Origin of the sequence: Gynuella sunshinyii YC6258 (assembly GCF_000940805.1) — a bacterium.
Classification (GTDB): Bacteria; Pseudomonadota; Gammaproteobacteria; order Pseudomonadales; family Natronospirillaceae; genus Gynuella; species Gynuella sunshinyii.
Window position 1 is genome coordinate 2,104,657 of sequence record NZ_CP007142.1, and the last position, 25,780, is coordinate 2,130,436.

5 protein-coding genes (1 of these 5 cut by a window edge) are annotated in these 25,780 nt (G+C 58.5%); all 5 read left to right on the forward strand.

The genetic code is table 11. The annotated features are described in order from the left end of the window. Tightly spaced (at most 1 nt apart), the 5 genes in view from YC6258_RS09255 to YC6258_RS31170 form a layout consistent with a single transcriptional unit that may run on beyond the window. Window positions 1–5,582, forward strand: partial view of a non-ribosomal peptide synthetase gene (locus YC6258_RS09255; protein ID WP_044616745.1) — the 3' portion only. The gene continues 1,072 nt to the left of window position 1, outside the view; 5,582 of the gene's 6,654 nt are visible here — the last part of the coding sequence; the start codon falls outside the window, past its left edge; the stop codon is at window positions 5,580–5,582. Between the two features lies 1 nt (window position 5,583). Next, entirely contained in the window at window positions 5,584–6,618 is a 1,035-nt protein-coding gene (locus tag YC6258_RS30535) for a condensation domain-containing protein (RefSeq protein WP_044616746.1), read from the forward strand. Next, complete coding sequence (locus YC6258_RS09265; protein WP_211264659.1) at window positions 6,563–13,672, forward strand: non-ribosomal peptide synthetase; 7,110 nt, start codon at window positions 6,563–6,565, stop codon at window positions 13,670–13,672. Before YC6258_RS30535 ends, YC6258_RS09265 begins: the two co-directional genes overlap by 56 nt. Further along, window positions 13,673–23,524, forward strand: coding sequence for a non-ribosomal peptide synthetase (locus tag YC6258_RS27210; RefSeq protein WP_052830181.1), 9,852 nt, complete (start codon window positions 13,673–13,675; stop codon window positions 23,522–23,524). Next, window positions 23,521–25,683 (forward strand): AMP-binding protein, encoded by a 2,163-nt coding sequence (locus YC6258_RS31170; RefSeq protein ID WP_044616747.1) that lies wholly within the window; start codon window positions 23,521–23,523, stop codon window positions 25,681–25,683. Before YC6258_RS27210 ends, YC6258_RS31170 begins: the two co-directional genes overlap by 4 nt. Window positions 25,684–25,780 lie beyond the last annotated feature (97 nt).

The following is a 25,780-nucleotide window of genomic DNA, read 5'->3' on the forward strand; positions in this document are numbered from 1 at the left end:
AGGATCTGGTCGGCTTTTTTGTCAACACTCTGGTATTGCGCACCGATGCCGGATTCGAGGGCCGTTTCAGTGACTATCTGGCTTATGTCCGCCAGGTCAATATCGATGCCCAGGCCAATCAGGAAATTCCCTTTGAACATCTGGTGGAAGTACTGAATCCGCCCAGAAGTACCAGCCATGCGCCGCTGTTTCAGATCCTGTTCAGTCTGAACAACAATGACCGCACCGATGCGGACATGTCCGCACTGGTGTGTTCGCCGCTGGATCTCAGAGCGCAGCATGCCGACGCCGTGGTGGCGCAATACGATTTGTCATTGCAGGTGCAGCATAACGCCGATGAACTCGGCTTTGAGTTCGAATACAACACCGATCTGTTCAGCACCGCCCGGATCGAGGGCATGGCGCAGCATTTTGTCCACCTGCTGCATGGCATCGTCGCGGATCCACAGACATCGGTTTCGCAGTTGAGTCTGCTGTCGGCAGCGGAACAGGCGGCCCAGTTGAGCCGCTTGAATCATCGCCGCGATGAACCAGTGGATGCCGTCTGTCTGCACCAGTTGTTTGAAATCCAGGCCGACCGCACGCCTGATCAGATCGCCCTCAGTTATGGCAACCGCCAGCTCAGTTATCGCGAAGTGAATGACCTGAGCCACCGGCTGGCCGGTTATCTGGTCAATCGCGGGATCGGCAATCAGTCCCTGGTTGGCGTTTGTCTCGAACCGTCACCGGAGCTGATCATTGCCCTGCTGGCGGTGTGGAAAGCTGGCGCCGCTTATGTACCTCTGGACCCGGCTTATCCTGCTGAGCGCATCGATTTCATGGTGCAGGACAGCGGCGTGGCACTGGTGTTGTCGCAGCCGCAACTGCAACACCTGAACTTTGCCGCCGGTGTGGAACGGGTGGATCTGGATGAGCCATGGTTTGCTGCTCAGACCACCCTGGACTGGCAACCGGCAAGGCCGTGTCGGGATGATGATCTGGCCTATGTGATCTACACCTCCGGCTCCACCGGTCAGCCCAAGGGCGTGATGGTGGAACATCGGGCGGTGGTCAACTTTGTACACGGCCTGACCGGCGTACTGCCGCCGGTGCCCGGAAATACCTGGCTGCTGGTCACCAGTCTGTCCTTTGATATCGCCCTGTTTGAGTGGTTTGGCTGTCTGGTCACGGGTGGCCGCTGTGTCATTGCCAGTGCTGCTCAGCAGGCCGATGCCTTTGCCCTGAAAGCACTGCTGGAAACTGAGAAGCCCGGCCTGATCCAGACCACGCCATCACGCTGGTCACAACTGCTGGATGCCGGCTGGCGCAACAATGCCCGGGTCATCACCCTGTGTGGCGGTGAACCGCTGACCCGCAGCGTCGAACAACGGTTGTCTGACAATGCCCTGAGTTTCTGGAACTGCTATGGACCGACCGAAGCCACCATCTGGTCGCTGGTGAATGAAATCAGACAGAGTCATAGCGAACGGCGGCGTTTTTCACTGGGTTACAGTCTCGCCAATTATCAGCATCTGGTGCTGAGTCCGTCTTTGACCATGGTGCCCGATGGCAGCATCGGTGAACTGTATATCGGTGGAGACAGTCTGGCGCGGGGATATCTGAACCGGCCGGAACTGACCGAAGAACGTTTTATCGCCAATCCGTTTGCCGATCAGGACCCGCACAACCCACGGCTGTACCGCACCGGTGATCTGGTGCGTTACCACGCCAACGGCGAACTGGAGTTCATCGGCCGGGTCGATGATCAGATCAAACTGCATGGTTTCAGGATCGAACTGGGCGAAATCGAGGCACAACTGCTGGCGGTACCGGCGGTACAGGCTGCCGTGGCCGTGGTGCGTGAATCGGCCAATGGTCTGCGTCAGCTGCTGGCCTACGTGGTGGCCCCGAATGCACCGGAACCGGCGCAGCTGCGTGAACACCTGCGCGCCACTTTACCGGACTACATGGTGCCAGGCCGGATCATAACCCTCGAAGCGCTGCCGCTGACCCCCAATGGCAAAGTGGACAAAAAAGCGCTGCCGCAGCCGGAAGTCGACACCGCCGGGCAGGCGTTTGTGGCCCCGGAAACTGCACTGCAACAGCAGTTGGCTGCCATCTGGGCTGAACTGCTTGGCATCGATGCTGCCGGGATCTCGTTACATCACCACTTTTTTGAACTGGGCGGACATTCATTGTTGTCTGTACGCCTGGTCACCGCGATGCGCGAGACTCTGGGGGTGGAGCTTTCGGTGCGGGATATTTTCAACTATCCGGTACTGGCTGATTTCGCCACATTTGCCGCGCAATGCCAGCCGGGTGCGGTGCGCCGTGCGGTCACACCTGTGGCGGCCGGCCAGGCTGATTATCCCGCGTCGTTTGCCCAGCAGCGTTTATGGGTCATCGATCAGATGGCCGGCGACAGCCGGCACTACAACATGCCAGGCGGTCTGCGGGTGCAGGGACACTTCAATGCAGATCACGCTGAAGCGGCATTGCAGGCCATCGTCGAACGTCATGAGAGTCTGCGTACCAGTTTTCACCATGATGACGGTCAGACCCGTCAGATCATCCATCCCGCTGCCGGCTTCGAATTAGAGCGGCTCGATGTCAGTGGGCAGAGTGAAGAAGTACAGGAACAGGCCATTCGTGCGGAAGCGATACGGCAGGTGGAAACCCCGTTTGATCTGACCGCCGGGCTGCTGATTCGGGCGGTCTATATTCATCAGGCAGAGGCGCGCGGGGTGCTGATTTTCAACCTGCATCACATTGCCTCAGATGGTTGGTCCATGGGCATTCTGATCGATGAATTTGTGCAGCTGTATGAGGCCATCGCCAGCCAGCAGCCGCAGCCGCTCTCACCACTGCCGATTCAGTACAAGGATTACGCCTGCTGGCAGCATGATTTTCTCTACGGTGATGACGAAGCTGATATTGCCCTGCGCCAACAGCAGCTGAGTTACTGGCAGCAGCAGTTACAGGATGCGCCGCCGGTGCACGAACTGCCGCTGGATAAACCGCGTCCGGCCCAACAGGATTTCAGCGGTGCCCATTACGGCTTTCAGCTGGATCAGCAACATTCCGAGCATCTGCTGCAATATGCCCGCAGCAAAGGACTGACGCCGTTCATGGTGTTGCACGGAGCCCTGGCCATGCTGTTATCGCGCTACTCCAATCAGACCGATCTGGTCATTGGTACAGTTGTTTCCAATCGCCTGCAGGCAGAGTTGGAGCCGCTGGTGGGCTTCTTTGTGAATACCCTGGCGTTACGGAGCCGCTGTGATGGCGAGTTGACCCTGGATGAGTTCTGGCAGCAGCTGCGTCAGACCGATGTGGAGGCTCAGGCCAATCAGGAGCTGCCGTTTGATTATCTGATCGAGTCCCTGAATCCGCCTCGCAATGCCGCCTATTCACCGCTGATCCAGATTATGTTCAACATGAACACCCATGACCGGATCCAGCAGGAAATCGAGGGACTGGTCTTTACGCCACTGGAGAACTATGAAGCTACGGCCCAGTTTGAACTGACCCTGGATGCCACCGAAACCAGCCAGGGGCTGATGTTCGATTTTGAATATGCCACCGCGCTGTTCGAAGCCGATACCATTGCCCGGCTGGCGGATCACTTCCTTCGCCTGCTGACGGTGTTGCCACAGTGTGGTGAGGTGTCGTTGAAGCAGCTGCCGATCCTCACGGATGCCGAAGTGACGCAGCAGCTCGAAACCTTCAATGCCACGCGCAGCGACTATCCCCGTGAGCAGACCATCCATCAGCTGGTGGAAGCCAGTGCCGCGCGTGATCCTGAGGCAACCGCGCTGGAATTTGGCCATGACACCCTGAGTTATGATGAGCTGAACCGTCAGGCCAACCGGCTGGCGCATTATCTGATCGCCCAGGGGGTGCAGACTGACAGTCTGGTGGGTCTGTGCGTGGAACGTTCGGTCGATATGGTGGTGGCGATGCTGGCCATCCTCAAAGCGGGTGCGGCATATGTGCCGCTGGATCCGAGCTATCCGCTGGAACGGCTCGAATACATGCAGGCCGACAGCCGGATAGACTGGTTGCTGCAACAGAGCGGACTGACGTCGTTGTCAGCCCCGCATACGGTCGTGCTGGATGACCCGGCATGGCAGCAGCAACTGCAACCGTATCCCGACCATAATCCGGATCGGCCGGCCACTGCGCGGCAGCTGGCTTATGTGATTTATACCTCCGGGTCCACCGGTCAGCCCAAGGGCGTGCTGGTGGAACATCGCAGCGTGGTACGGCTGGTCTGCGACAGTGATTATGTGCAGCTGACGGCCGCCGATGTGGTGGCGCAGGCGTCGAACAATTCCTTCGATGCCGCCACGTTTGAAATCTGGGGAGCGCTGTTGAATGGCGCGAAACTGTCCTATATCAGCAAAAATGATCTGCTCAATCCGCTGGCGCTGAAACGCAGTCTGTTCGGTCAGCAGATCACCACGCTGTTTGTGACCACCGCGCTGTTCAATCAGGTATCGCAAGTGGCACCGGATACCTTTTCGCGGCTGAGATACTGCCTGTTTGGTGGCGAAGCTTATGACAAGAGCAGCATTGACCGGGTCATCCGCCGTGGCAAACCAGAGCATTTGCTGCATGTTTATGGCCCCACTGAAAACACCACGTTCAGTACCTGCCATCCGATTACCACCATTGCCGATATTTATCCCATCGGTACGCCGATCCGGCAAACCCAGTGTTATGTACTGGATCAGTTCCAGAACCTGTTGCCGCTTGGCAGTGTGGGTGAGTTGTATGTCGGTGGTGACGGCCTGGCGCGCGGTTATCTGAACCGTGAGGAGTTGACCGCCGAACGGTTTGTTGCTCATCCGTTTGTGGCCGGCGAGCGGCTGTACCGCACCGGTGACCTGGTGCGGATGGATGCAGACGGCGTGATTGAATACGTCGGTCGCGTCGATGCCCAGGTGAAGATCCGTGGTTTCCGCATTGAACTCAGCGAAATCGAACAACACCTGCTGGCCATGGAGGCCATCAAGTCAGCCGTAGTGGTGGCGCGTGAAGATACGCCCGGCCAGAAGCGTCTGGTGGCATATATCGTGATCGACTATGACCGCTTTGATGAAGAGGACGAAGAGGACGAGGCGTTCGAAGGCGAACTGATCAAAGAGATCCGACTGCGACTGTCAGTCGCGTTGCCGGCCTACATGATGCCATCATTCTTTGTGCCGATTGAGCGCCTGCCGCTGACCGTCAATGGCAAAATTGATACCCAAAGTCTGCCATTGCCAGACAGCATTGCCTCCATGGGTGAGTACGTGGCTCCAGGTACCGAAACCGAACAGACCCTGGTGGATATCTGGTGTGAGCTGTTGCAGTTCAACCGCGAGGATATGAGCGTGGCGGCCAACTTCTTCGAACTCGGTGGCCACTCATTACTGGTGGTCAAGCAGTTGGTGCAGATCAAGGCCGCATTCGGGCTGGATCTCGATATTAAAGTGCTGTTCGAAACCGAATCCATTGCCTCCCTCGGTCAGCACATCGACCGCCTGCTGGAGCAGCAGAAGCTGTCGCAGGAACTGTCGTCGCTGGATCAGGACAACCTCGAAGAAATGGAGTTTTAACATGAGCCAGGTAATTTCGGCAGCGGACCTCATTCATACCCTGAACCAGCAGGGCGTCGAGCTGTATATGGATCAGGGAACGTTGAAAGCCCGTTCCCGCAAAGGCCGGCTGACGCCGGAAGTGGTTGAGCTGATCAAAGCCCATAAACCACAGTTACAGGCGCATCTGACGGCCACCGGCGGCAGCGCACTTCAGCGTCCGCCGATCACTGCCGTGCCGAGAACCGGCGCGCCGATCCCCTTGTCCTACGCCCAACAACGGCTGTGGTTCATCGACCAGCTGTCCGGTGGCAGCGCCCACTACAACATTCCCGGTGCTTTGCGGGTGCAGGGCCGTTTTGATGATCAGGTGGCCGAACAGGCCCTGCAACGCATCGTCGACCGCCACGAACCCCTGCGCACGGTGTTTCGTCAGCGCGGCGACGTGGCCGAGCAGGTGATCCGGACGCAGGTGACCTTGCAGCTACAGCGCCGGGATTTGAGCACTCTGTCCGCCGCTGAGCAGCAACAGGCGGTGCGGGCAGCGGTCAACGCCGATGCCCTGGAAGCCTTCGATTTGCAACAGGATCTGTTACTGCGAGCCCGTTTTCTACGCCTTGGTGAGGATGACGGCGTGTTGCTGTTCACCATGCACCACATCGTCTCCGATGGCTGGTCCATGGGCGTTCTGATCGACGAATTCGTCACCCACTATGACAGCCTGCTGGCCGGCCAGCCCGATCCTCTGCCGCCGCTGACCGTGCAATACGCCGACTATGCCCAGTGGCAACGCGACTACCTGCAAGGAGACGTGCTCGACCAACAACTGGCATTCTGGCAGGAGACCCTGGCGGACCTGCCGGCAGTACACAGCCTGCCACTGGACTTTCCCCGTCCGGAACAGCCCGGCCAGGAAGGCGGCCATGTGGTCATCACCGTCGATGCCGAGGTGACCCCAGGCTCTGCGCCAACAGGCACGTGCGCAACAGGCCACCCTGTTCATGCTGCTGCACGCCGCCCTGACACTGTGGCTGTCCCGTCACAGCCACAGCCGTGACATCGTGCTGGGTACCCCGGTGGCCAACCGCCTGGATGCCCAACTGCAACCCCTGGTCGGCTTCTTCGTCAACTCCCTGGTGCTGCGCACCCGGTTGCCTGAGCAGGATCAGCGCTTCAGCGACTACCTGAACCACGTCAAAGCCGTCAACCTGTCGGCCCAGGCCCATCAGGATGTACCGTTCGAACTGCTGGTCGAGGCCCTGAAGCCGGAACGCAATCCGGCCTATGCGCCGTTGTTCCAGATGATGTTCAGCATGAACACCAACCAGGGCTCAGACCGTTCCCTGGCCGGGGTGACCCTGAGTCAGATCGAAGCCGACGAGATCACCGCCAAGTTCGACCTCATTGTCGACGTAGTGGAACACGATGATGGCGGTCTGCACATCACCTTCGAATACCACCGGGACCTGTGGCAGGGCGAGACCGTGACCGCCATGGCCCAGCGTTACGGCCGGCTGTTATCACAGCTGGCGGCCCAACCCCAGGCCCGTCTGAGCGAACTGTCGCTGCTGAGCGCGAGCGAATGGCGGCAAGTGTGTGAACAGTACAACGCCACCCGCAGTGACTATCCGCGCGAGGCCACCTTACCAGAGCTGGTGGCCCAACAGGCGGCCTTACAGCCCGACCGCATCGCCGTAGTATATGGCGAGACTCAACTGAGCTACGGCGAGCTGACTGCCCAGGCCCACCGGCTGGCGCGATACCTGACTGAGGCCGGCGTCCAGCGTGGCGACCTGGTGGGTCTGTACCTGGAACGCTCCGCCGAGCTGATCGTCGGCATGCTTGGCATCCTCAGCGCCGGTGCGGCCTACGTGCCGCTGGACAGTAGTTATCCGACTGACCGGCTGGCCTACATGGTGAACGACAGCGGGATCGACTGGCTGCTGAGCCAGAGCCATCTGCCGGATCTGTCCGTGAGCCGGCGGCTGAACCTGGACGATGCCGAGGGGCAGCGGATTCGCACCGAAGGTCCGGCGGACACTCCAGAACAACCCGTCAGCGCCGATGATCGAGCGTATGTGATGTACACCTCCGGCTCGACGGGTGAACCGAAGGGCGTGGCGGTGAGTCATCGCAATATCGTGCGACTGGTACAACACAGTGGCGTATTGCAGGTTCAGACGGAAGATATCGTGGCACAGGCATCGAACCATGCGTTTGATGCGGCGACGTTCGAGATCTGGGGGGCATTGACCAATGGTGCCCGGCTGGTGGGGATTGAGAAGACTGATCTGCTGGATCCGGTACAGCTGCGGCAACGGTTGACCACTTTTAATATCAGTGTGTTGTTTGTCACCACGGCCCTGTTTAATCAGGTGTCCAGAGTCGCGGCAGACAGCTTTGCTACATTAAGGCTGGTGTTGTTTGGCGGTGAAGCAGTCGATAACGCCAGTGTTGATCGGATTTTCCGCCATGGCAAACCGACGTATTTATGTCATGTGTACGGGCCCACTGAAAACACCACCTTCAGTACCCTGTACAGCATTGATGCCATGACATCAGATGCCTATCCGATTGGCTATCCGATCAGCCAGTCCAGCTGCTACCTGCTTGACCCCTGGGGTCAGCCGGTACCGCCGGGCTGTGTCGGTGAACTGTACGTCGGCGGCGATGGCGTGGCCGACGGCTACTGGCAGCGGCCGGCCCTGACGGCCGAACGCTTTGTCACGGCCGTATTCAGCGATGAACGGCTGTACCGCACCGGTGATCTGGTGCGCATGCGGGCCGATGGCGCCCTGGTGTTCGTTGGCCGGGCCGATGATCAGATCAAACTGCGCGGCTACCGCATCGAACTCGGCGAGATCGAACAACGGCTGCTGCAACAACCGGGTGTCAGCTCGGCAGTGGTGCTGGTGCGTGATGACGCCAATGGTCAGCCGCAGCTGTGTGCCTATGTGGTGGTGGATGACGCCGATGATCCGGCGGTGCCCGAACGGTTGCGTCAAGACCTGCTGAACCAGCTGCCGGACTACATGGTGCCGCGTTATATCACCCCGCTGACAACACTGCCCCTGACCGCCAACGGCAAAGTTGACAAGCGCGCCCTGCCGATGCCACAACAGACCGCTCAGACCAGCGATTACCAGGCCCCGAACACCGATATCGAACAACAGCTGGTGCAACTGTGGTCCGAACTGTTGGGCCAACCGGCTGACCAACTGAGTGTGACCGGCAACTTCTTTGAACTGGGGGGCGACTCCATCCTGTCGATCCAGCTGGTCTCGCGGGCCCTGCAACAGGGCTTGCAACTGACCGTCAAACAGCTGTTTGCCCATCAGACCATCCGTGCCCTGGCCCCCCATGTGCGTACCGGTCAGCAGCGGCAGGCCAGTCAGGCCGCGGTGACGGGGGAACAACCCCTGCTGCCGATCCAGCAACAGTTCCTGAGCGAAGGTGGAGCGCTGCATCACTTTAACCAGTCGGTGTTATTGACCCTGCCAGTAGAGATTGACCCCACTCAGGTGTGGGCCATCGTTGAACACTGGTACCGGCGGCATGATGCGCTGCGGTTACGGTTCCGTGAGTGTGAAGAGGGTCGTTGGTGTGGCGAATACCAACCCCTGGACGACGCCATGATCGAGGCCAGTGTGGTCCGCGTGGCGTTATCCACGGCAGAACTTCAGGATCATGCTCAGACCATGCAACGCAGCCTGAACCTCCAGAATGGCCCCCTGCTCAAGGTGGTGCACTACCAGGTCAGCGATGATAGCCACAACCGGCTGTTACTGATCTGCCACCACCTGGTGGTGGATGGCGTCTCCTGGCGGATTCTGCTCGATGATGCCGGTCAGTTATTACAACAGGCGGCCCAGGGGCAGACCTTGCAACTGGCCCCCAAGACCACGGGTTATCAGCACTGGGGCCGGTTTTTACATCAGACTGCCCACAGTGAGGCGATGCAGGCCCAGGCGGCTTATTGGCATGGGTTATTCGCCTCTGATACTGATTCCCTTACTTCATCAGCCTCGTCTTCACCGTCTTTCGGACGATTATCCGATCTGCCAGCCCCCCGCTGCCGTTATATCGATGCCGGTCACCGTTCACTGGAATGGTCGAGTGAGCTGACCCGCGACCTGCTGCAATCGGCCGGTCGGGCCTACCGTACCCAGGTGAATGAACTGCTGTTATCGGCGCTGCTCCTGGGGCTGTCACGCTGGTCCGGCCAGCGCCGGATCACCGTGGATCTCGAAGGCCATGGTCGTGAGGCTCTCAGCGAGGATATCGACCTGAGCCAGACCGTGGGCTGGTTTACCAGTGTGTATCCGTTGCCGTTGGCGTTACCGGTGGTTGATTCTCATAATGATGATCATCACTGTCATGACGAATTGGCCGCACTGATCACCGACGTTAAACAACGGTACCGCCGGGTACCCGATCACGGCTTGGGGTTTGGGATCTTAAAATACCTGGCCGATGACCCGGTGTTGCATGAGATCCCGGCGTCGGCGGTGGTATTTAATTATCTCGGTCAGTTCGATCAGGTGGTCAATGACGACAGCCTGTTCGGGGCAGCGGTGGAATCGCGCGGTGATGAGATTGATCCGCAGCGGCCTCTGAGCCATGCTCTCAACTTCAACGGTCTGGTGGCCGGTGGCCAGCTGAGCTTCGATCTGAGCTATGACCCGGCGTGCCTGAGCGAGGCACAGATGGATGCCCTGGCCGACTGTGTTCACAGCGCCCTGACCGATGTGGTCAAGCACTGCCTCGACCCCGAATCCGGACGCCTGAGCACGGTGGACTTCCCATTGGCCCAGGTCAGCGATGCGGTGTTGCAGAGTTGGCCACACGCACTCAACCAACGACCGCAGAACATTGTGGATGTCTATCCGGCCACGCCGATGCAATCAGGATTGTTGTTCCACAGCCTGTTGGAACGCAGTGCCTATGTCACCCAGATACTGCTGACCTTCGATGGCGCTCTGAACCTGGAAGCGTTCCAGCAGGCCTGGCAACAACTGGTGGAACGCCATGCCATCTTCCGCACCGCATTTATGGGCGCAGAGTCCGGACAGCTGCATCAGGTGGTGCTGAACCGGGTGAGTCTGCCCTGGCAGCATGACGACCTGACCGCGCTGACCCCGGCACAACAGGCGCAGCGGGTGGAACAGCAACGGGCGGCGGATCATGCCCTGGGGTTTGAATTACATCAGGCTCCGCTGATGCGGGTGCAACTGTGGTCACGGTGCGATGAACAGGGCCGGGCCCAGACCCAGATGCTGTGGAGCCATCACCATGCCCTGAGTGACGGCTGGTGTCTGGGGCTGATCTTCAGTGAACTGCAACAGAGCTACCGGGCGGTCTGTCAGGGAGAGGTTCCGGCACTGGCGGCAGTGACGCCGTACCGGGACTACATCGCCTGGTGGCAGCAACAGCCGGCGACCGAGGCGCAGGCCTGGTGGCAACAGTATCTGAGTGACCTGGATGGGCCGACGCCATTACCGGGTGCGCGGTCAATCACAGAGGATCATGACACAAGGGCTCCAACGGTCAAACAAACCCATCTGAGTCTCAGTGTGGCCGAGAGTGAGGCGTTGTCCGCTCTGGCGCGGCGGGCTCATACCACGGTGAACATCGTGTTGCAGGCGGCGTGGTCGTATCTGCTGGCGCGCTACAGCGGTGACGCCCAGGTGGTGTTCGGGACCACGGTCTCGGGACGTCCGGCGCAGCTGCCGGGTGTGGAAAGCATGATCGGACTGTTCATCAATACCGTACCGGTGAGCGTGCAGGTGAGGGATGAGCAGGGCATCGACGCGTGGTTGCAGAGTTTGCATCAGGCGCAGATGCGCAGTGATGAATACAGCTACTACCCATTGGCGGAGATCCAGCGGGAAGTGGGCATCAGCCCGTTGTTTGAGAGTCTGCTGGTGTTCGAAAACTATCCGGTGGATGCATTGGCAAATGACAGTGACGATGATGACTCGCTGCTGAAAGTCATCAACACCGCCAGCGTGGAAGCCACGACTTATCCGCTTTCAATCACTGCGAGCATGGCGGAAGCGCTGAATCTGAAGCTGAGCTGGCAGACAGCCCGCTTCGACGACCGGCAGATCGACCAGCTCGGTCATCATCTGGTGCAGGTGCTGCAACAACTGGCCGTAGTCGAGCGAATCAGTGAGCTGGATCTGCTCAGAGCGGAGGAACGGGATTATCTGCTGACCGCCGGGCAGGGTAAAACAGTTGCCTATCCGGAGACGACCTGCCTGCACGAACAGATCGAACAGCAGGCGACCCGCACCCCTGATGCCATTGCCGTGGTCTGTGCCGATGAACGATTGAGCTACGCCACCTTAAATGAGCGCGCCAATCAGGTGGCCCATGCGCTACGAGCCCAGGGTGTGAAAGCCGACAGCTTGGTGGGTCTGAGCATGCCGCGCAGTACTTCAATGCTGGTGGGCTTGCTCGGCATCCTCAAAGCCGGTGGCGCGTATGTGCCGATTGATCCGGATTACCCACTGGAACGACGGACCTATATGCTCCAGGACAGTGGCGTGGCCTGGGTACTGGTGGAAGATGAACAACATGATCTGCCGGAGCTGGCCGATGTCACCGTACTGGCATTGAGCGAAGCGGGCAAGCAAGCTTCATGGCTGGCCGCGCCGTTGGATAATCCCCCCCGACTACCGGAGCAGTCAGCGCAGAACCGTGCCTATGTGATTTATACCTCCGGCTCGACCGGAACTCCGAAGGCCGCCCAGGTTTATCAGCACAGTTTCAATAACCTGCTGAACTGGTATCGCAGCTGTACAGATGACGCCGGCGCTGAGATCACCCTGGTATTCAGTTCCCTGTCATTCGATCTGACCCAGAAAAACCTCTGGTCGCCGTTGCTCAATGGCGGCACGGTGGTTCTTTTGAATCATCGCCACTACGATCCGGATGTAATCATTCGTACCATCGAACAGGAACATGTTTCCTGGATCAACTGTGCTCCGAGCGCGTTTTATCCCTTGCTTGAAGATCGTGATCAGTGGTCACGGCTGGCGTCCCTGAAGCAGGTGTTTCTGGGTGGTGAGGCGATAGCCTACGGCCGCATTCACGACTGGCTGAGTCAGAGTGACGCCCGGCTGTGGAATTCTTACGGACCGACTGAATGCACCGACGTGGTGGCCGCCTGCGAGGTATCGCGGCAGGCAACCGCATCGGCAGAGTGGAGTCCGCCCATTGGCCGGCCGATCGATAATGTCCGGCTCTATGTGCTGGATCAACAGCTCAGACCCTGCCCGGCTCATGTGGTGGGCGATCTGTATGTCGGTGGTGTCTGCGTGGGTGGCGGTTATCTCGGCCAGCCGGACATGACCGCGCAGAAGTTTATCAGCAATCCATTGGACTCTGCGGATGAGCGTATTTACCTGACCGGTGACAAAGCCTTTATGGCGGCTGATGGCCAGATTCATTATTTCGGTCGTGATGACGATCAGGTGAAAGTGCGTGGTTTCCGGGTGGAACTGGGTGAAATAGAGCGTCGCCTGCTGGCACTGGATCAGGTGCATGCAGCGGTGGTGCTGGCACGCAAACACGCAGACAGCGGCTTCCATACTTTGCAGGCTTATGTGGTGCCGGCAGAAACATCGGCAGCCAATGACGAAGCCACTCTGCGGACAACCATATTGGCTGAACTGAACCGCCGTCTGCCGGATTTCATGGTGCCATCGCAGCTTGGCTTTATTGCCACCATTCCTCTGACTGCCAACGGCAAAGTTGATAAACGCGCGCTGCCGGACATTATTGAGACTATCGATGAAGCCCAGGTGCAACCCTTGAATGGTGACACCCAGCGGCAATTGGCCAGGCTCTGGTCAACGGTCCTGAAGATCGAACCGGAACGCATCGGTGCTGATTCCAGTTTCTTTGAACTCGGTGGACACTCGCTGTTGATGGTGCAATTGCTGGCCGCCATCAGACATCATTTCGATATCGAGTTAACCATCAACTCTCTGTTTGAAGCCACCCGAATACAGACCATGGCAGCCATCATCGATCAGGCCGTGACGGTCAAAAATCTGCAACAGCAGGCAGCAGCGGCGGAAATAAAAAGTGAAGGATTTTTATAAATGATAGACGCATTGCTTAAAAAGTCGGCGGATGCCGGTGTTTTTCTGTTTGTCAAAGACGGTAATCTGGGGTTCAAACTATCGGTGGACGAATTTCCGGCCGATCTGAAACAGGAAATTATCAGCCGCAAAGCCGAGTTGATCGCGTATCTGTCCATGCAGCAGGATGCGCCCGCTACCAGCGACAGAATTATTCCCAGCATTGACCGGACACAAGCGAAGCTACCGGTCTCCTATGCCCAACAGCGCATGTGGTTTATGGATACCATGGACGGTGGCAGCGCCCGCTACAACCTGCCGGGTGCCTTTCGGGTGACCGGGGATTTTGATGAAGCTATCGCAGCAACCGTATTGCAGCAGATTGTGGATCGTCACGAACCCTTGCGCACCACCTTCAGCAGTGATGGCGAGCAGGTCTGGCAGGTCATTCAGGAGCACGTTACGGTACCGTTCCAGACCGAGGACCTGAGTCACCTGGATGCCGAACAGCAGCAGGAACAGGTCAGTCAGCGCATCGAGGTTTTTGCCTCCGAGGTGTTTGATTTGTCCTCCGATGTCATGTTGCGGGCAAAATTTATCCGCCTGCAACCGGAGCAGGGCGTACTGTTGTTCAATATTCATCATATTGCCGCCGATGGCTGGTCCATGGGGGTATTGATGAGCGAGTTTGCACAGCTGTATGAAGCCGTGGCCGTTGCTATGCCGGTGGCGGATGTGTTGCCGCCATTGGAACGCCATTATGCGGATTACGCCAGCTGGCAGCGTGCGTTTCTGGACAGCGATGAGGTTAACCGGCAGTTGCATTACTGGCGTGAACGGTTGGAAGGTATTCCCCAGGTCAACAGCCTGCCGCTGGATCACGAGCGCAAACCACAGGAAAGTTATCATGGTGCGCAATATATTTCGTCACTGGCGGCGGCCGACAGCGACCGCCTGAAACAGTTTGCCAGCAAACAGAACGTCACCCTGTTCATGTTGTTGCAGAGTGCGTTTGCGCTGTTGATTGCCCGGCACAGCCAGAATGCCGATGTAGTGATGGGCATCCCCATGGCCAACCGGACGCATCCGACACTGGAACCATTGGTCGGTTTTTTCGTCAATACGCTGGTCCTGCGCACCGACTGCCGTGGTTCATTGCGGTTTGCAGAGTTTCTACAGCAGGTCAAACGTGATCATATCGAGGCTCAGGCCAACCAGGATGTGCCGTTCGATTATCTGGTCGAGACCCTGAATCCGCGTCGCAGCACCAGCCATGCGCCGATCTTCCAGATCATGTTCAGCATGAACACCACCGCTGACAGCCACCATCAAAAGGATGGCTGGCAACTTGAGGCCATGCAGCCGGAAGTGACCGCCGCCAATTTTGAGCTGACGCTGGATGTGCAGCAACGTGGCGGACAGCTGGATTTTCATTTTATCTACAACACCGATCTGTTTGAGGCCGCCAGCATTGAGCGTCTTGCGGCTCATTACGGCGTTATTCTGCACGGCATTCTGAGTAACCCGGATGAGCAGTTGCAGCAGTTTCCGTTGCTGACTGCGGCGGAAACCAGTCATTTACTGCATGAACTCAGCACTGACTCACTGCCGGATGGGCATCCGCTGGCGGATCTTTCGGCGATTCAGCGCCAATGCGTACATCATCTGTTCGAACAACAAGTCGCCAAGACGCCGGAACAGACGGCGGTCATCTGCCGTGAGCACAGTATCAGTTATGCCGAATTGAATGCGCGTGCCAATCAACTCGCCGGATATCTGATGGAGCAGGGGCTGACCTCGCAAACACCCGTGGGTGTGTGCATGGATCGCAGCATCGAGCTGGTGACCTGCCTGCTTGGCGTCATGAAAGCCGGCGGTGCCTACGTGCCGCTGGATCCAACCTATCCGCCGCAGCGACTGCACAATATTCTGACCGGCAGTGGCATCTCGATGGTACTGACCCGCAGCCGGTTTTCATCATTACTGCAGCAGGATCAGAGTTCGTTACGTTGTCTGGAACTGGATACCTTGTCTGACACTCTGGCGCAATATGCCAGTGAGAATCTGCCGGCTACGCTGGTGCAGGGGCAGCATCTGGCCTATGTCATTTATACCTCCGGCTCCACCGGATTGCCGAAAGGGGTGGAGATCGAACATCGGAACACCTGCGCCATGCTGCGCTGGGCACAGACCCGTTACAGCCGTGAAGAACTGGCACTGACCCTGGCCAGTACCTCGATCAATTTTGACCTGTCGGTTTACGAACTGTTCCTGCCACTGTCCATCGGCACCACGGTTTTGCTGGTGGACAATATTCTCTCGTTGCTGGAACAGCCTCTGAATCCCACTCTGATCAATACCGTACCATCGGGTATTGCCGCATTACTCGATGCCGGGCGGGTGCCGGCGTCGGCCATGACCATCAATCTGGCCGGTGAGCCGCTGCCGGAAAATACCGTTAATGCACTGTTACGTGAGACTGCCTGCCGGCGGGTCGTGAATCTGTATGGTCCATCGGAAGACACTACCTATTCCACTATTGCGGAATTTTCTGCGCCGACCGACAAGGTCACCATTGGCCGGCCTATCCTGCACAGTCAGGCTTATATTCTCGATGCGCATCTGCAACTGGTTCCCAAGGGCAGTGTTGGGGAGTTGTATCTGGGCGGCGCCGGGGTAACCCGTGGCTATCGCAATCAGCCGGAGCTGACGGCCGAGCGTTATATTTCATCGCCGTTTGATGATCACAACCGGCTTTATAAAACCGGTGATCTGGTGCGCTGGCTGGCCGATGGCAACATCGAATACCTGGGTCGTGCCGATGATCAGGTGAAGATCCGTGGATTCCGCATCGAGCTGGAGGAAATCTGTCAGCTGCTGTTGCAGCATGCAGCGGTTAAATCTGCCGCTGTGGTGGTCAGAGACGATCACCATACCGATAAATATATTGCCGCCTATGTCACTCTGGCGACGGATCTGGCGCAGCCGGAAAGCGAGCTGAAACAGTATCTGCAGGGCATTCTGCCCGATTACATGTTACCGGCAGTCTTTGTGATACTGGCGGAGATGCCGCTGACCGCCAATGGCAAGATTGACAAGAAAGCGCTGCCAGCACCCGATGCCACTCAGTGGCAGGCCGATTATGTCGCGCCGGAGACCAACCATGAGAAAGCACTGGCGCAACTGTGGGCCGGTATTTTTCGCATCGAAGCAGACAGCATCAGCCGTCATGCCAATTTTTTTGAACTCGGCGGTCACTCACTGCTGACGATTCGTCTGTTATCGGCCATCAGCGATCAGTTGGGCATAGAGCTGAGCATTCGCGATGTCTTTGAGTATGCCACTCTGGCCGAACTGGCTGGCCGGCTTGATGCCTGTCAGGGTCAGCAGCGTCGCAAGCCGGCGCTGACGGCCATGACCCGTGAATTTCATTTTAATCACCAGAGCGGTCAGCAGGAGGTGGTTTTCCCGCTGTCCTACGCCCAACAACGGCTGTGGTTCATCGACCAGCTGTCCGGCGGCAGCGCCCACTACAACATTCCCGGTGCTTTGCGGGTGCAGGGCCGTTTTGATGATCAGGTGGCCGAACAGGCCCTGCAACGCATCGTCGACCGCCACGAACCCCTGCGCACGGTGTTTCGTCAGCGCGGCGATGTGGCCGAGCAGGTGATCCGGACGCAGGTGACCTTGCAGCTACAGCGCCGGGATTTGAGTACTCTGTCCGCCGCTGAGCAGCAACAGGCGGTGCGGGCAGCGGTCAACGCCGATGCCCTGGAAGCCTTCGATTTGCAACAGGATCTGTTACTGCGGGCCCGTTTTCTACGCCTCGGTGAGGATGACGGCGTGTTGCTGTTCACCATGCACCACATCGTCTCCGATGGCTGGTCCATGGGCGTTCTGATCGACGAATTCGTCACCCACTATGACAGCCTGCTGGCCGGCCAGCCCGATCCTCTGCCGCCGCTGACCGTGCAATACGCCGACTATGCCCAGTGGCAACGCGACTACCTGCAAGGAGACGTGCTCGACCAACAACTGGCATTCTGGCAGGAGACCCTGGCGGACCTGCCGGCCGTGCACAGCCTGCCACTGGACTTTCCCCGTCCGGAACAGCCCGGCCAGGAAGGCGGCCATGTGGTCATCACCGTCGATGCCGAGGTGACCCAGGCTCTGCGCCAACAGGCACGTGCGCAACAGGCCACCCTGTTCATGCTGCTGCACGCCGCCCTGACACTGTGGCTGTCCCGTCACAGCCACAGCCGTGACATCGTGCTGGGTACCCCGGTGGCCAACCGCCTGGATGCCCAACTGCAACCCCTGGTCGGCTTCTTCGTCAACTCCCTGGTACTGCGCACCCGGTTGCCTGAGCAGGATCAGCGCTTCAGCGACTACCTGAACCACGTCAAAACCGTCAACCTGTCGGCCCAGGCCCATCAGGATGTACCGTTCGAACTGCTGGTCGAGGCCCTGAAGCCGGAACGCAATCCGGCCTATGCGCCGTTGTTCCAGATGATGTTCAGCATGAACACCAACCAGGGCTCAGACCGTTCCCTGGCCGGGGTAACCCTGAGTCAGATCGAAGCCGACGAGATCACCGCCAAGTTCGACCTCATTGTCGACGTAGTGGAACACGATGATGGCGGTCTGCACATCACCTTCGAATACCACCGGGACCTGTGGCAGGTTGAGACCCTGACCGCCATGGCCCAGCGTTACGGCCGGCTGTTATCACAGCTGGCGGCCCAACCCCAGGCCCGTCTGAGCGAACTGTCACTGCTGAGCGCGAGCGAATGGCGACAGGTGTGTGAACAGAACAACGCCACCCGCAGTGATTATCCGCGCGAGGCCACCTTACCAGAGCTGGTGGCCCAACAGGCGGCCTTACAGCCCGACCGCATCGCCGTAGTATATGGCGAGACTCAACTGAGCTACGGCGAGCTGAGCGCCCAGGCCAACCGGCTGGCGCGATACCTGACTGAGGCCGGCGTCCAGCGTGGCGACCTGGTGGGTCTGTACCTGGAACGCTCCGCCGAGCTGATCGTCGGCATGCTGGGCATCCTCAGCGCTGGTGCGGCCTACGTGCCGCTGGACAGCAGCTATCCAGCCGAGCGACTGGCCTACATGGTGAACGACAGCGGGATCGAATGGCTGCTGAGCCAGAGCCATCTGCCGGATCTGTCCGTGAGCCGCCGGCTGAACCTGGACGATGCCGAGGGTCAGCGGATTCGCACGCAAGGCCCGGCGCAGTGGCTTGAAGCAACACTGAGCGCCGAAGATCGAGCGTATGTGATGTACACCTCCGGCTCGACGGGTGAACCGAAGGGCGTGGCGGTGAACCATCGCAATGTTGTACGACTGGTACAGCGCAGTGGGGTATTGCAGGTTCAGACGGAAGACATCGTGGCACAGGCATCGAACCATGCGTTTGATGCGGCGACGTTCGAAATCTGGGGGGCATTGACCAATGGCGCCCGGCTGGTGGGGATTGATAAGACCGATTTACTGGACACCGAGGTGTTAAAAACCCGGCTGAGAGAAGCGCGGATCAGCGTACTGTTCCTGACCACCTCGGTCTTCCATCAGGTGGCGCGTATCGCGCCGGAGACCTTCGCCAGTCTGCGGATAGCTCTGTTTGGCGGTGAAGCGGTGGACAAACCCTGTGTGGACCGGGTACTGGCCGCCGGCAAACCCGAACATCTGTTGAACGGCTATGGTCCGACCGAAAATACCACCTTCAGCACGGTGTATAACATTCAGAGTATCGGCCGTGAACCTTATTACCCGATTGGTTTTCCGTTACAGCAATCCAGCTGCTACCTGCTTGACCCCTGGGGTCAGCCGGTACCGCCGGGCTGTGTCGGTGAACTGTACGTCGGTGGCGATGGCGTGGCCGACGGCTACTGGCAACGGCCGGCCCTGACGGCCGAACGCTTTGTCACGGCCGTATTCAGCGATGAACGGCTGTACCGCACCGGTGATCTGGTGCGCATGCGTGCCGATGGCGCCCTGGTGTTCGTTGGCCGGGCCGATGATCAGATCAAACTGCGCGGCTACCGCATCGAACTCGGCGAGATCGAACAACGGCTGCTGCAACAACCGGGTGTCAGCTCGGCAGTGGTGCTGGTGCGCGACGATACCCGTGGCCAGCCGCAGCTGTGTGCCTATGTGGTGGTGGATGACGCCGATGATCCGGCGGTGCCCGAACGACTGCGTCAAGACCTGCTGAACCAGCTGCCGGACTACATGGTGCCGCGTTATATCACCCCGCTGACAACACTGCCCCTGACCGCCAACGGCAAAGTCGACAAGCGTGCCCTGCCGGTGCCACAACAGACCGCTCAGACCTGCGATTACCAGACCCCGAACACCGATATCGAAAGACAGCTGGTGCAACTGTGGTCCGAACTGCTGGGCCAACCGGCTGACCAACTGAGTGTGACCGGCAACTTCTTTGAACTGGGAGGCGACTCCATCCTGTCGATCCAGCTGGTCTCGCGGGCCCTGCAACAGGGCTTGCAACTGACCGTCAAACAGCTGTTTGCCCATCAGACCATCCGTGCCCTGGCCCCCCATGTGCGTACTGGCCAGCAGCGGCAGGCCAGTCAGGCTGCGGTGACGGGGGAACAACCCCTGCTGCCGATCCAGCACCAGTTCCTGGCTGAAGGCGGAGCGCTGCATCACTTTAACCAGTCGGTGTTATTGACCCTGCCAGTAGAGATCGACCCCACTCAGGTCCGGGCCATCGTTGAACACTGGTACCGGCGGCATGATGCGCTGCGGTTACGGTTCCGTGAGTGTGAAGAGGGTCGTTGGTGTGGCGAATACCAACCCCTGGACGACGCCATGATCGAGGCCAGTGTGGTCCGTGTCGCGTTATCCACGGCAGAACTTCAGGATCATGCTCAGACCATGCAACGCAGCCTGAACCTCCAGAAGGGCCCCCTGCTCAAGGTGGTGCATTATCAGGTCAGCGATGATAGCCACAACCGGCTGTTACTGATCTGCCACCACCTGGTGGTGGATGGCGTCTCCTGGCGGATCCTGCTCGATGATGCCGGTCAGTTATTACAACAGGCGGCCCAGGGGCAGACACTGCAACTGGCCCCCAAGACCACGGGTTATCAGCACTGGGGCCGGTTTTTACATCAGTATGCAAGCAGTGAGGCGATGCAGGCCCAGGCGGCTTACTGGCATGGGCTGGCGGCCGAGATCACCCCTCCGGAACAGGGACCATTGGCATCATTGTCCCAGCCCTGTTGCCGTTATATCGATGCCGGTCACCGTTCACTGGAATGGTCGAGTGAGCTGACCCGCGACCTGCTGCAATCGGCTGGCCGGGCCTACCGTACCCAGGTGAATGAACTGCTGTTATCGGCGTTGCTCCTGGGGCTGTCACGCTGGTCCGGCCAGCGCCGGATCACCGTGGATGTCGAAGGCCATGGTCGTGAAGCTCTCAGCGAGGATATCGACCTGAGCCAGACCGTGGGCTGGTTTACCAGTGTCTATCCGTTGCCGTTGGCGTTACCCACCGAGGGGAATGAGGACCTGACTGCACTGATCACCGACGTTAAACAACGGTACCGTCAGGTACCCGATCACGGCTTGGGGTTTGGGATCTTAAAATATCTGGCTGGTGACCCGGTACTGACGCAGATCCCGGCGTCGGCGGTGGTATTCAATTATCTCGGTCAGTTCGATCAGGTGGTCAATGACGACAGCCTGTTCGGGGCAGCGGCAGAATCGCGCGGTGATGAGATTGATCCGCAGCGGCCTCTGAGCCATGCCCTTAACTTCAACGGTCTGGTGGCCGGTGGCCAGCTGAGCTTCGATCTGAGCTATGACCCGGCGTGCCTGAGCGAGGCACAGATGGATGCCCTGGCCGACTGTGTTCACAGCGCCCTGACCGATGTGGTCAAGCACTGCCTTGACCCCGAATCCGGACGCCTGAGCACGGTGGACTTCCCATTGGCCCAGGTCAGCGATGTGGTGTTGCAGAGTTGGCCACACGCACTCAACCAACGACCGCAGAACATTGTGGATGTCTATCCGGCCACGCCGATGCAATCAGGATTGTTGTTCCACAGCCTGTTGGAACGCAGTGCCTATGTCACCCAGATACTGCTGACCTTCGATGGCGCTCTGAACCTGGAAGCGTTCCAGCAGGCCTGGCAACAACTGGTGGAACGCCATGCCATCTTCCGCACCGCGTTTATGGGCGCAGAGTCCGGACAGCTGCATCAGGTGGTGCTGAACCGGGTGAGTCTGCCCTGGCAGCATGACGATCTGACCGCGCTGACCCCGGCACAACAGGCGCAGCGGGTGGAACAGCAACGAGCAGCGGATCACGCCCTGGGGTTTGAATTACACCAGGCCCCGCTGATGCGGGTGCAACTGTGGTCACGGTGCGATGAACAGGGTCGGGCCCAGACCCAGATGCTGTGGAGCCATCACCATGCCCTGAGTGACGGCTGGTGTCTGGGGCTGATCTTCAGTGAACTGCAACAGAGCTACCGGGCGGTCTGTCAGGGACAGGTTCCGGCACTGGCGGCAGTGACGCCGTATCGGGACTACATCGCCTGGTGGCAGCAACAGCCGGCGACCGAGGCGCAGGCCTGGTGGCAACAGTATCTGAGTGACCTGGACGGGCCGACGCCATTACCGGGTGCGCGGTCCATAACCGATGAACAGGATTCGACAGCCCCGACCGTCAAACAAACCCATCTGAGTCTCAGCGTGGCCGAGAGTGAGGCGTTGTCCGCTCTGGCGCGGCGGGCTCATACCACGGTGAACATCGTGTTGCAGGCGGCGTGGTCGTATCTGCTGGCGCGCTACAGCGGTGACGCCCAGGTGGTGTTCGGGACCACGGTCTCGGGACGTCCGGCGCAGCTGCCGGGTGTGGAAAGCATGATCGGGCTGTTCATCAATACCGTACCGGTGAGCGTGCAGGTGAGGGATGATCAGGGGATCGACGCGTGGTTGCAGAGTTTGCATCAGGCGCAGATGCGCAGTGATGAATACAGCTACTACCCACTGGCGGAGATCCAGCGGGAAGTGGGCATCAGCCCGTTGTTCGAGAGTCTGCTGGTGTTCGAAAACTACCCGGTGGATGCGCTCGAAGATCATGGTCCGGTTGACGGGTCTGATCCATCTGCGTTGAAGATTATTGCCAGCGGCACGGTGGAGGCTACCAATTATCCTTTGTCGATCACTGCGAGCATGTCTGATGTGCTGAACCTGAAACTGACCTGGCAGACAGCCCGTTTCGGTGCAGCGGATATTGATCAACTGGGTCGACAACTGGTCAGGGCGTTGCAGCAATTAACCACTGTACGACGGGTGAATGAGCTACATCTGCTAAACGAAGATGAGTCTCTGGCCCTGTTGGCGAAAGGGCAGGGGCCGGTGGTGGAGTATCCACAAACGACCTGCCTGCACGAACAGATCGAACAACAGGCGGCCCGCACCCCTGATGCCATTGCCGTGGTCTGTGCCGATGAACGCTTGAGCTACGCCACCTTGAATGAGCGTGCCAATCAGGTGGCCCATGCGCTACGAGCCCAGGGTGTGAAAGCCGACAGCTTGGTGGGTCTGAGCATGCCGCGCAGTACTTCAATGCTGGTGGGCTTGCTCGGCATCCTCAAAGCCGGTGGCGCGTATGTGCCGATTGATCCGGATTACCCGCTGGAACGACGGACCTATATGCTCCAGGACAGCGGCGTGGCCTGGGTACTGGTGGAGGATGAACAACATGATCTGCCGGAGCTGGCCGATGTCACCGTACTGGCATTGAGCGAAGCGGGCAAGCAAGCTTTTCAGCGCAGGAGAATCCAGCCCGACTGCCGGAGCAGTCAGCGCAAAATCTTGCTTATGTGATTTATACCTCCGGTTCGACCGGCCAACCCAAGGGTGTCATGGTCGAACATCATGCCCTGATGAATCTGGCACACTGGATTCACAGCATGGCGCAGCAGCATTTTGGCGATCAGTGTCAGAACTGGGCATTGAATGCACCGCTGGCGTTCGATGCGTCGCTGAAAATGGTCACTCAACTGGCCTTTGGTGTGTCACTGCACATTCTGCCGGAATCACTGCGATTGCAGCCGGCTCAACTGATGCAGTATTTCCAGCAGCACGCCATTGCAGTCGCGGATATCACGCCGTCGTTGTTGGAGATTGTGTTGCAGGAAGCTGAATCCACTGAGCAGTCACTGCCGCATCTGTTGATCGGTGGCGAAGCCATTCATGCACGGTTGTGGGATACGTTGAGCCGTTACGGCGAACAACATCAACGGGTGTTTGTGAATGTCTATGGTCCAACCGAAGCCACGGTGGACAGCAGTTACAGCGTGATCACCAGAGCGCAGTCGCCCAACATCGGTGTTCCGATTGATAATGTTCAGTTATACGCCATGGATGCCCGGCAGCAGTTGTTGCCAGCCGGATATTGCGGCGAATTGTGCATCGCCGGCAATGGTCTGGCGCGTGGTTATCTGAACCAGCCGGCGTTGAGTCAGGAAAAATTCCCGCTCGTAACCCTGGCCGATGGTCGACGCGTGCGGATGTACCGCACCGGCGACAAAGTTCGCCTGCGTGAGGATGGTCGCCTGGATTATCTTGGCCGGATGGACAATCAGGTGAAGATTCGTGGTTTCCGCATTGAACCTGGGGAGATCGATCATCATCTGTTGGCACTGGAGATGGTTGCGGCTTGTTGTACCGTGGTTCGCAATGATGCCCAGGGCAACCGCATGTTGGTCAGTTATCTGGTCCCGCAACAAATGCCGGACACCCACTCCGACTGGATTCAGACCGTCCGCTCGATGCTGATGGCTCGTTTACCGCACTACATGATTCCATCGGCATTCAAGTTGATGCCACGACTGCCGGTAACGGTGAACAACAAAATCGACAAACAGATGCTTCCGGCAGAGGATCTGAGTGCGCAAACTTTCTATGCTGCTGCGGAAACTGCCGTGGAAGCCCGACTGGTGTCGATTTGGTCCCGTCTACTGGCGGTTGAAGAATCCCGGTTCAGTGTTACTCAGAGTGTTTTCGAACTCGGGGCTCACTCGCTGTTGTTGATGAATGCGCTGGCGGAGATGAGGCGCAGCGGTATGGAAGCCTCTCTGAAAGCCATTTACGAATATCCCTCCATTCGCGATTTTGCTGCGCATCTGCAGAGCGATACGGTTTCTGATAGCCAGGGGTGTGTGATCCGGTTGAATCAGTGCTCTGATGGCCAGCCGTTATTTATCTTCCATCCGTTTGGCGGGCGTTGCGATGGCTATGTGACGCTGGCAAAAGCATTGGAAAATGTCTGCCCCGTTTATGGGGTGCAGGCACCGTTCACCTATCGCCACGCCTTTTCGTTCAGTCAGTTGAGTCAGTTGTGTGATTTCTACATAGAGGGTCTCAGGCACTATCAACCCAATGGGCCGTATCGCATTGCCGGCTGGTCTGCCGGAGGCAATATCGCTGCCATGGTGGCCGCCAGATTGACAGCGGCCGGTGACGAGGTGCAGAGCCTGATCATCATCGATGCATTGCTGGGGCGTCAGCTGACCAGCACACCCAAGACTGAATTCGAACATCTTCTGGAAGTGTTGAAGATTGAATTACAGGACGAAGATGACACTTCTTCGGAATTCGCATTGCCTGATGTGCTTGCCCGGCAATTGGATGGTCAGCATATCGAACAGCAGATTCAGACGGTGGCTGAGTATCTGGTGGCGGAGCAGCGCAACGATTTTATGGATGCCGAACAGATTGCCATTGCGCTGCGATTTGGCATTGACTTCAACGCCGTTGATCGCTCGGTGCCGCCTTTTGCCATGACCGGTAAATCAGTGCTGATTTCGGCCTCTCGCAATCCTTCTGCGATACGGAAGGATGTCTTTGACGGTTGGTTAAATGTGGTGCGGGCTCCGGCTAATGAAAGCTACAGCGTAGACACCGAGCACCACCGTATGATGCGGGATGACAGTGTGCGGAAAATTGCTGCCATATTGCGTAAAGAGTTAAGGGGTCAGTGAAAATGCTCTGTTTTCCAGAGCCCAAAGTAATAACCGAATAAAACACTCCCATAGATTGGTGAGTGAATACATTTTGATATAAAAGGATCAGCTTATT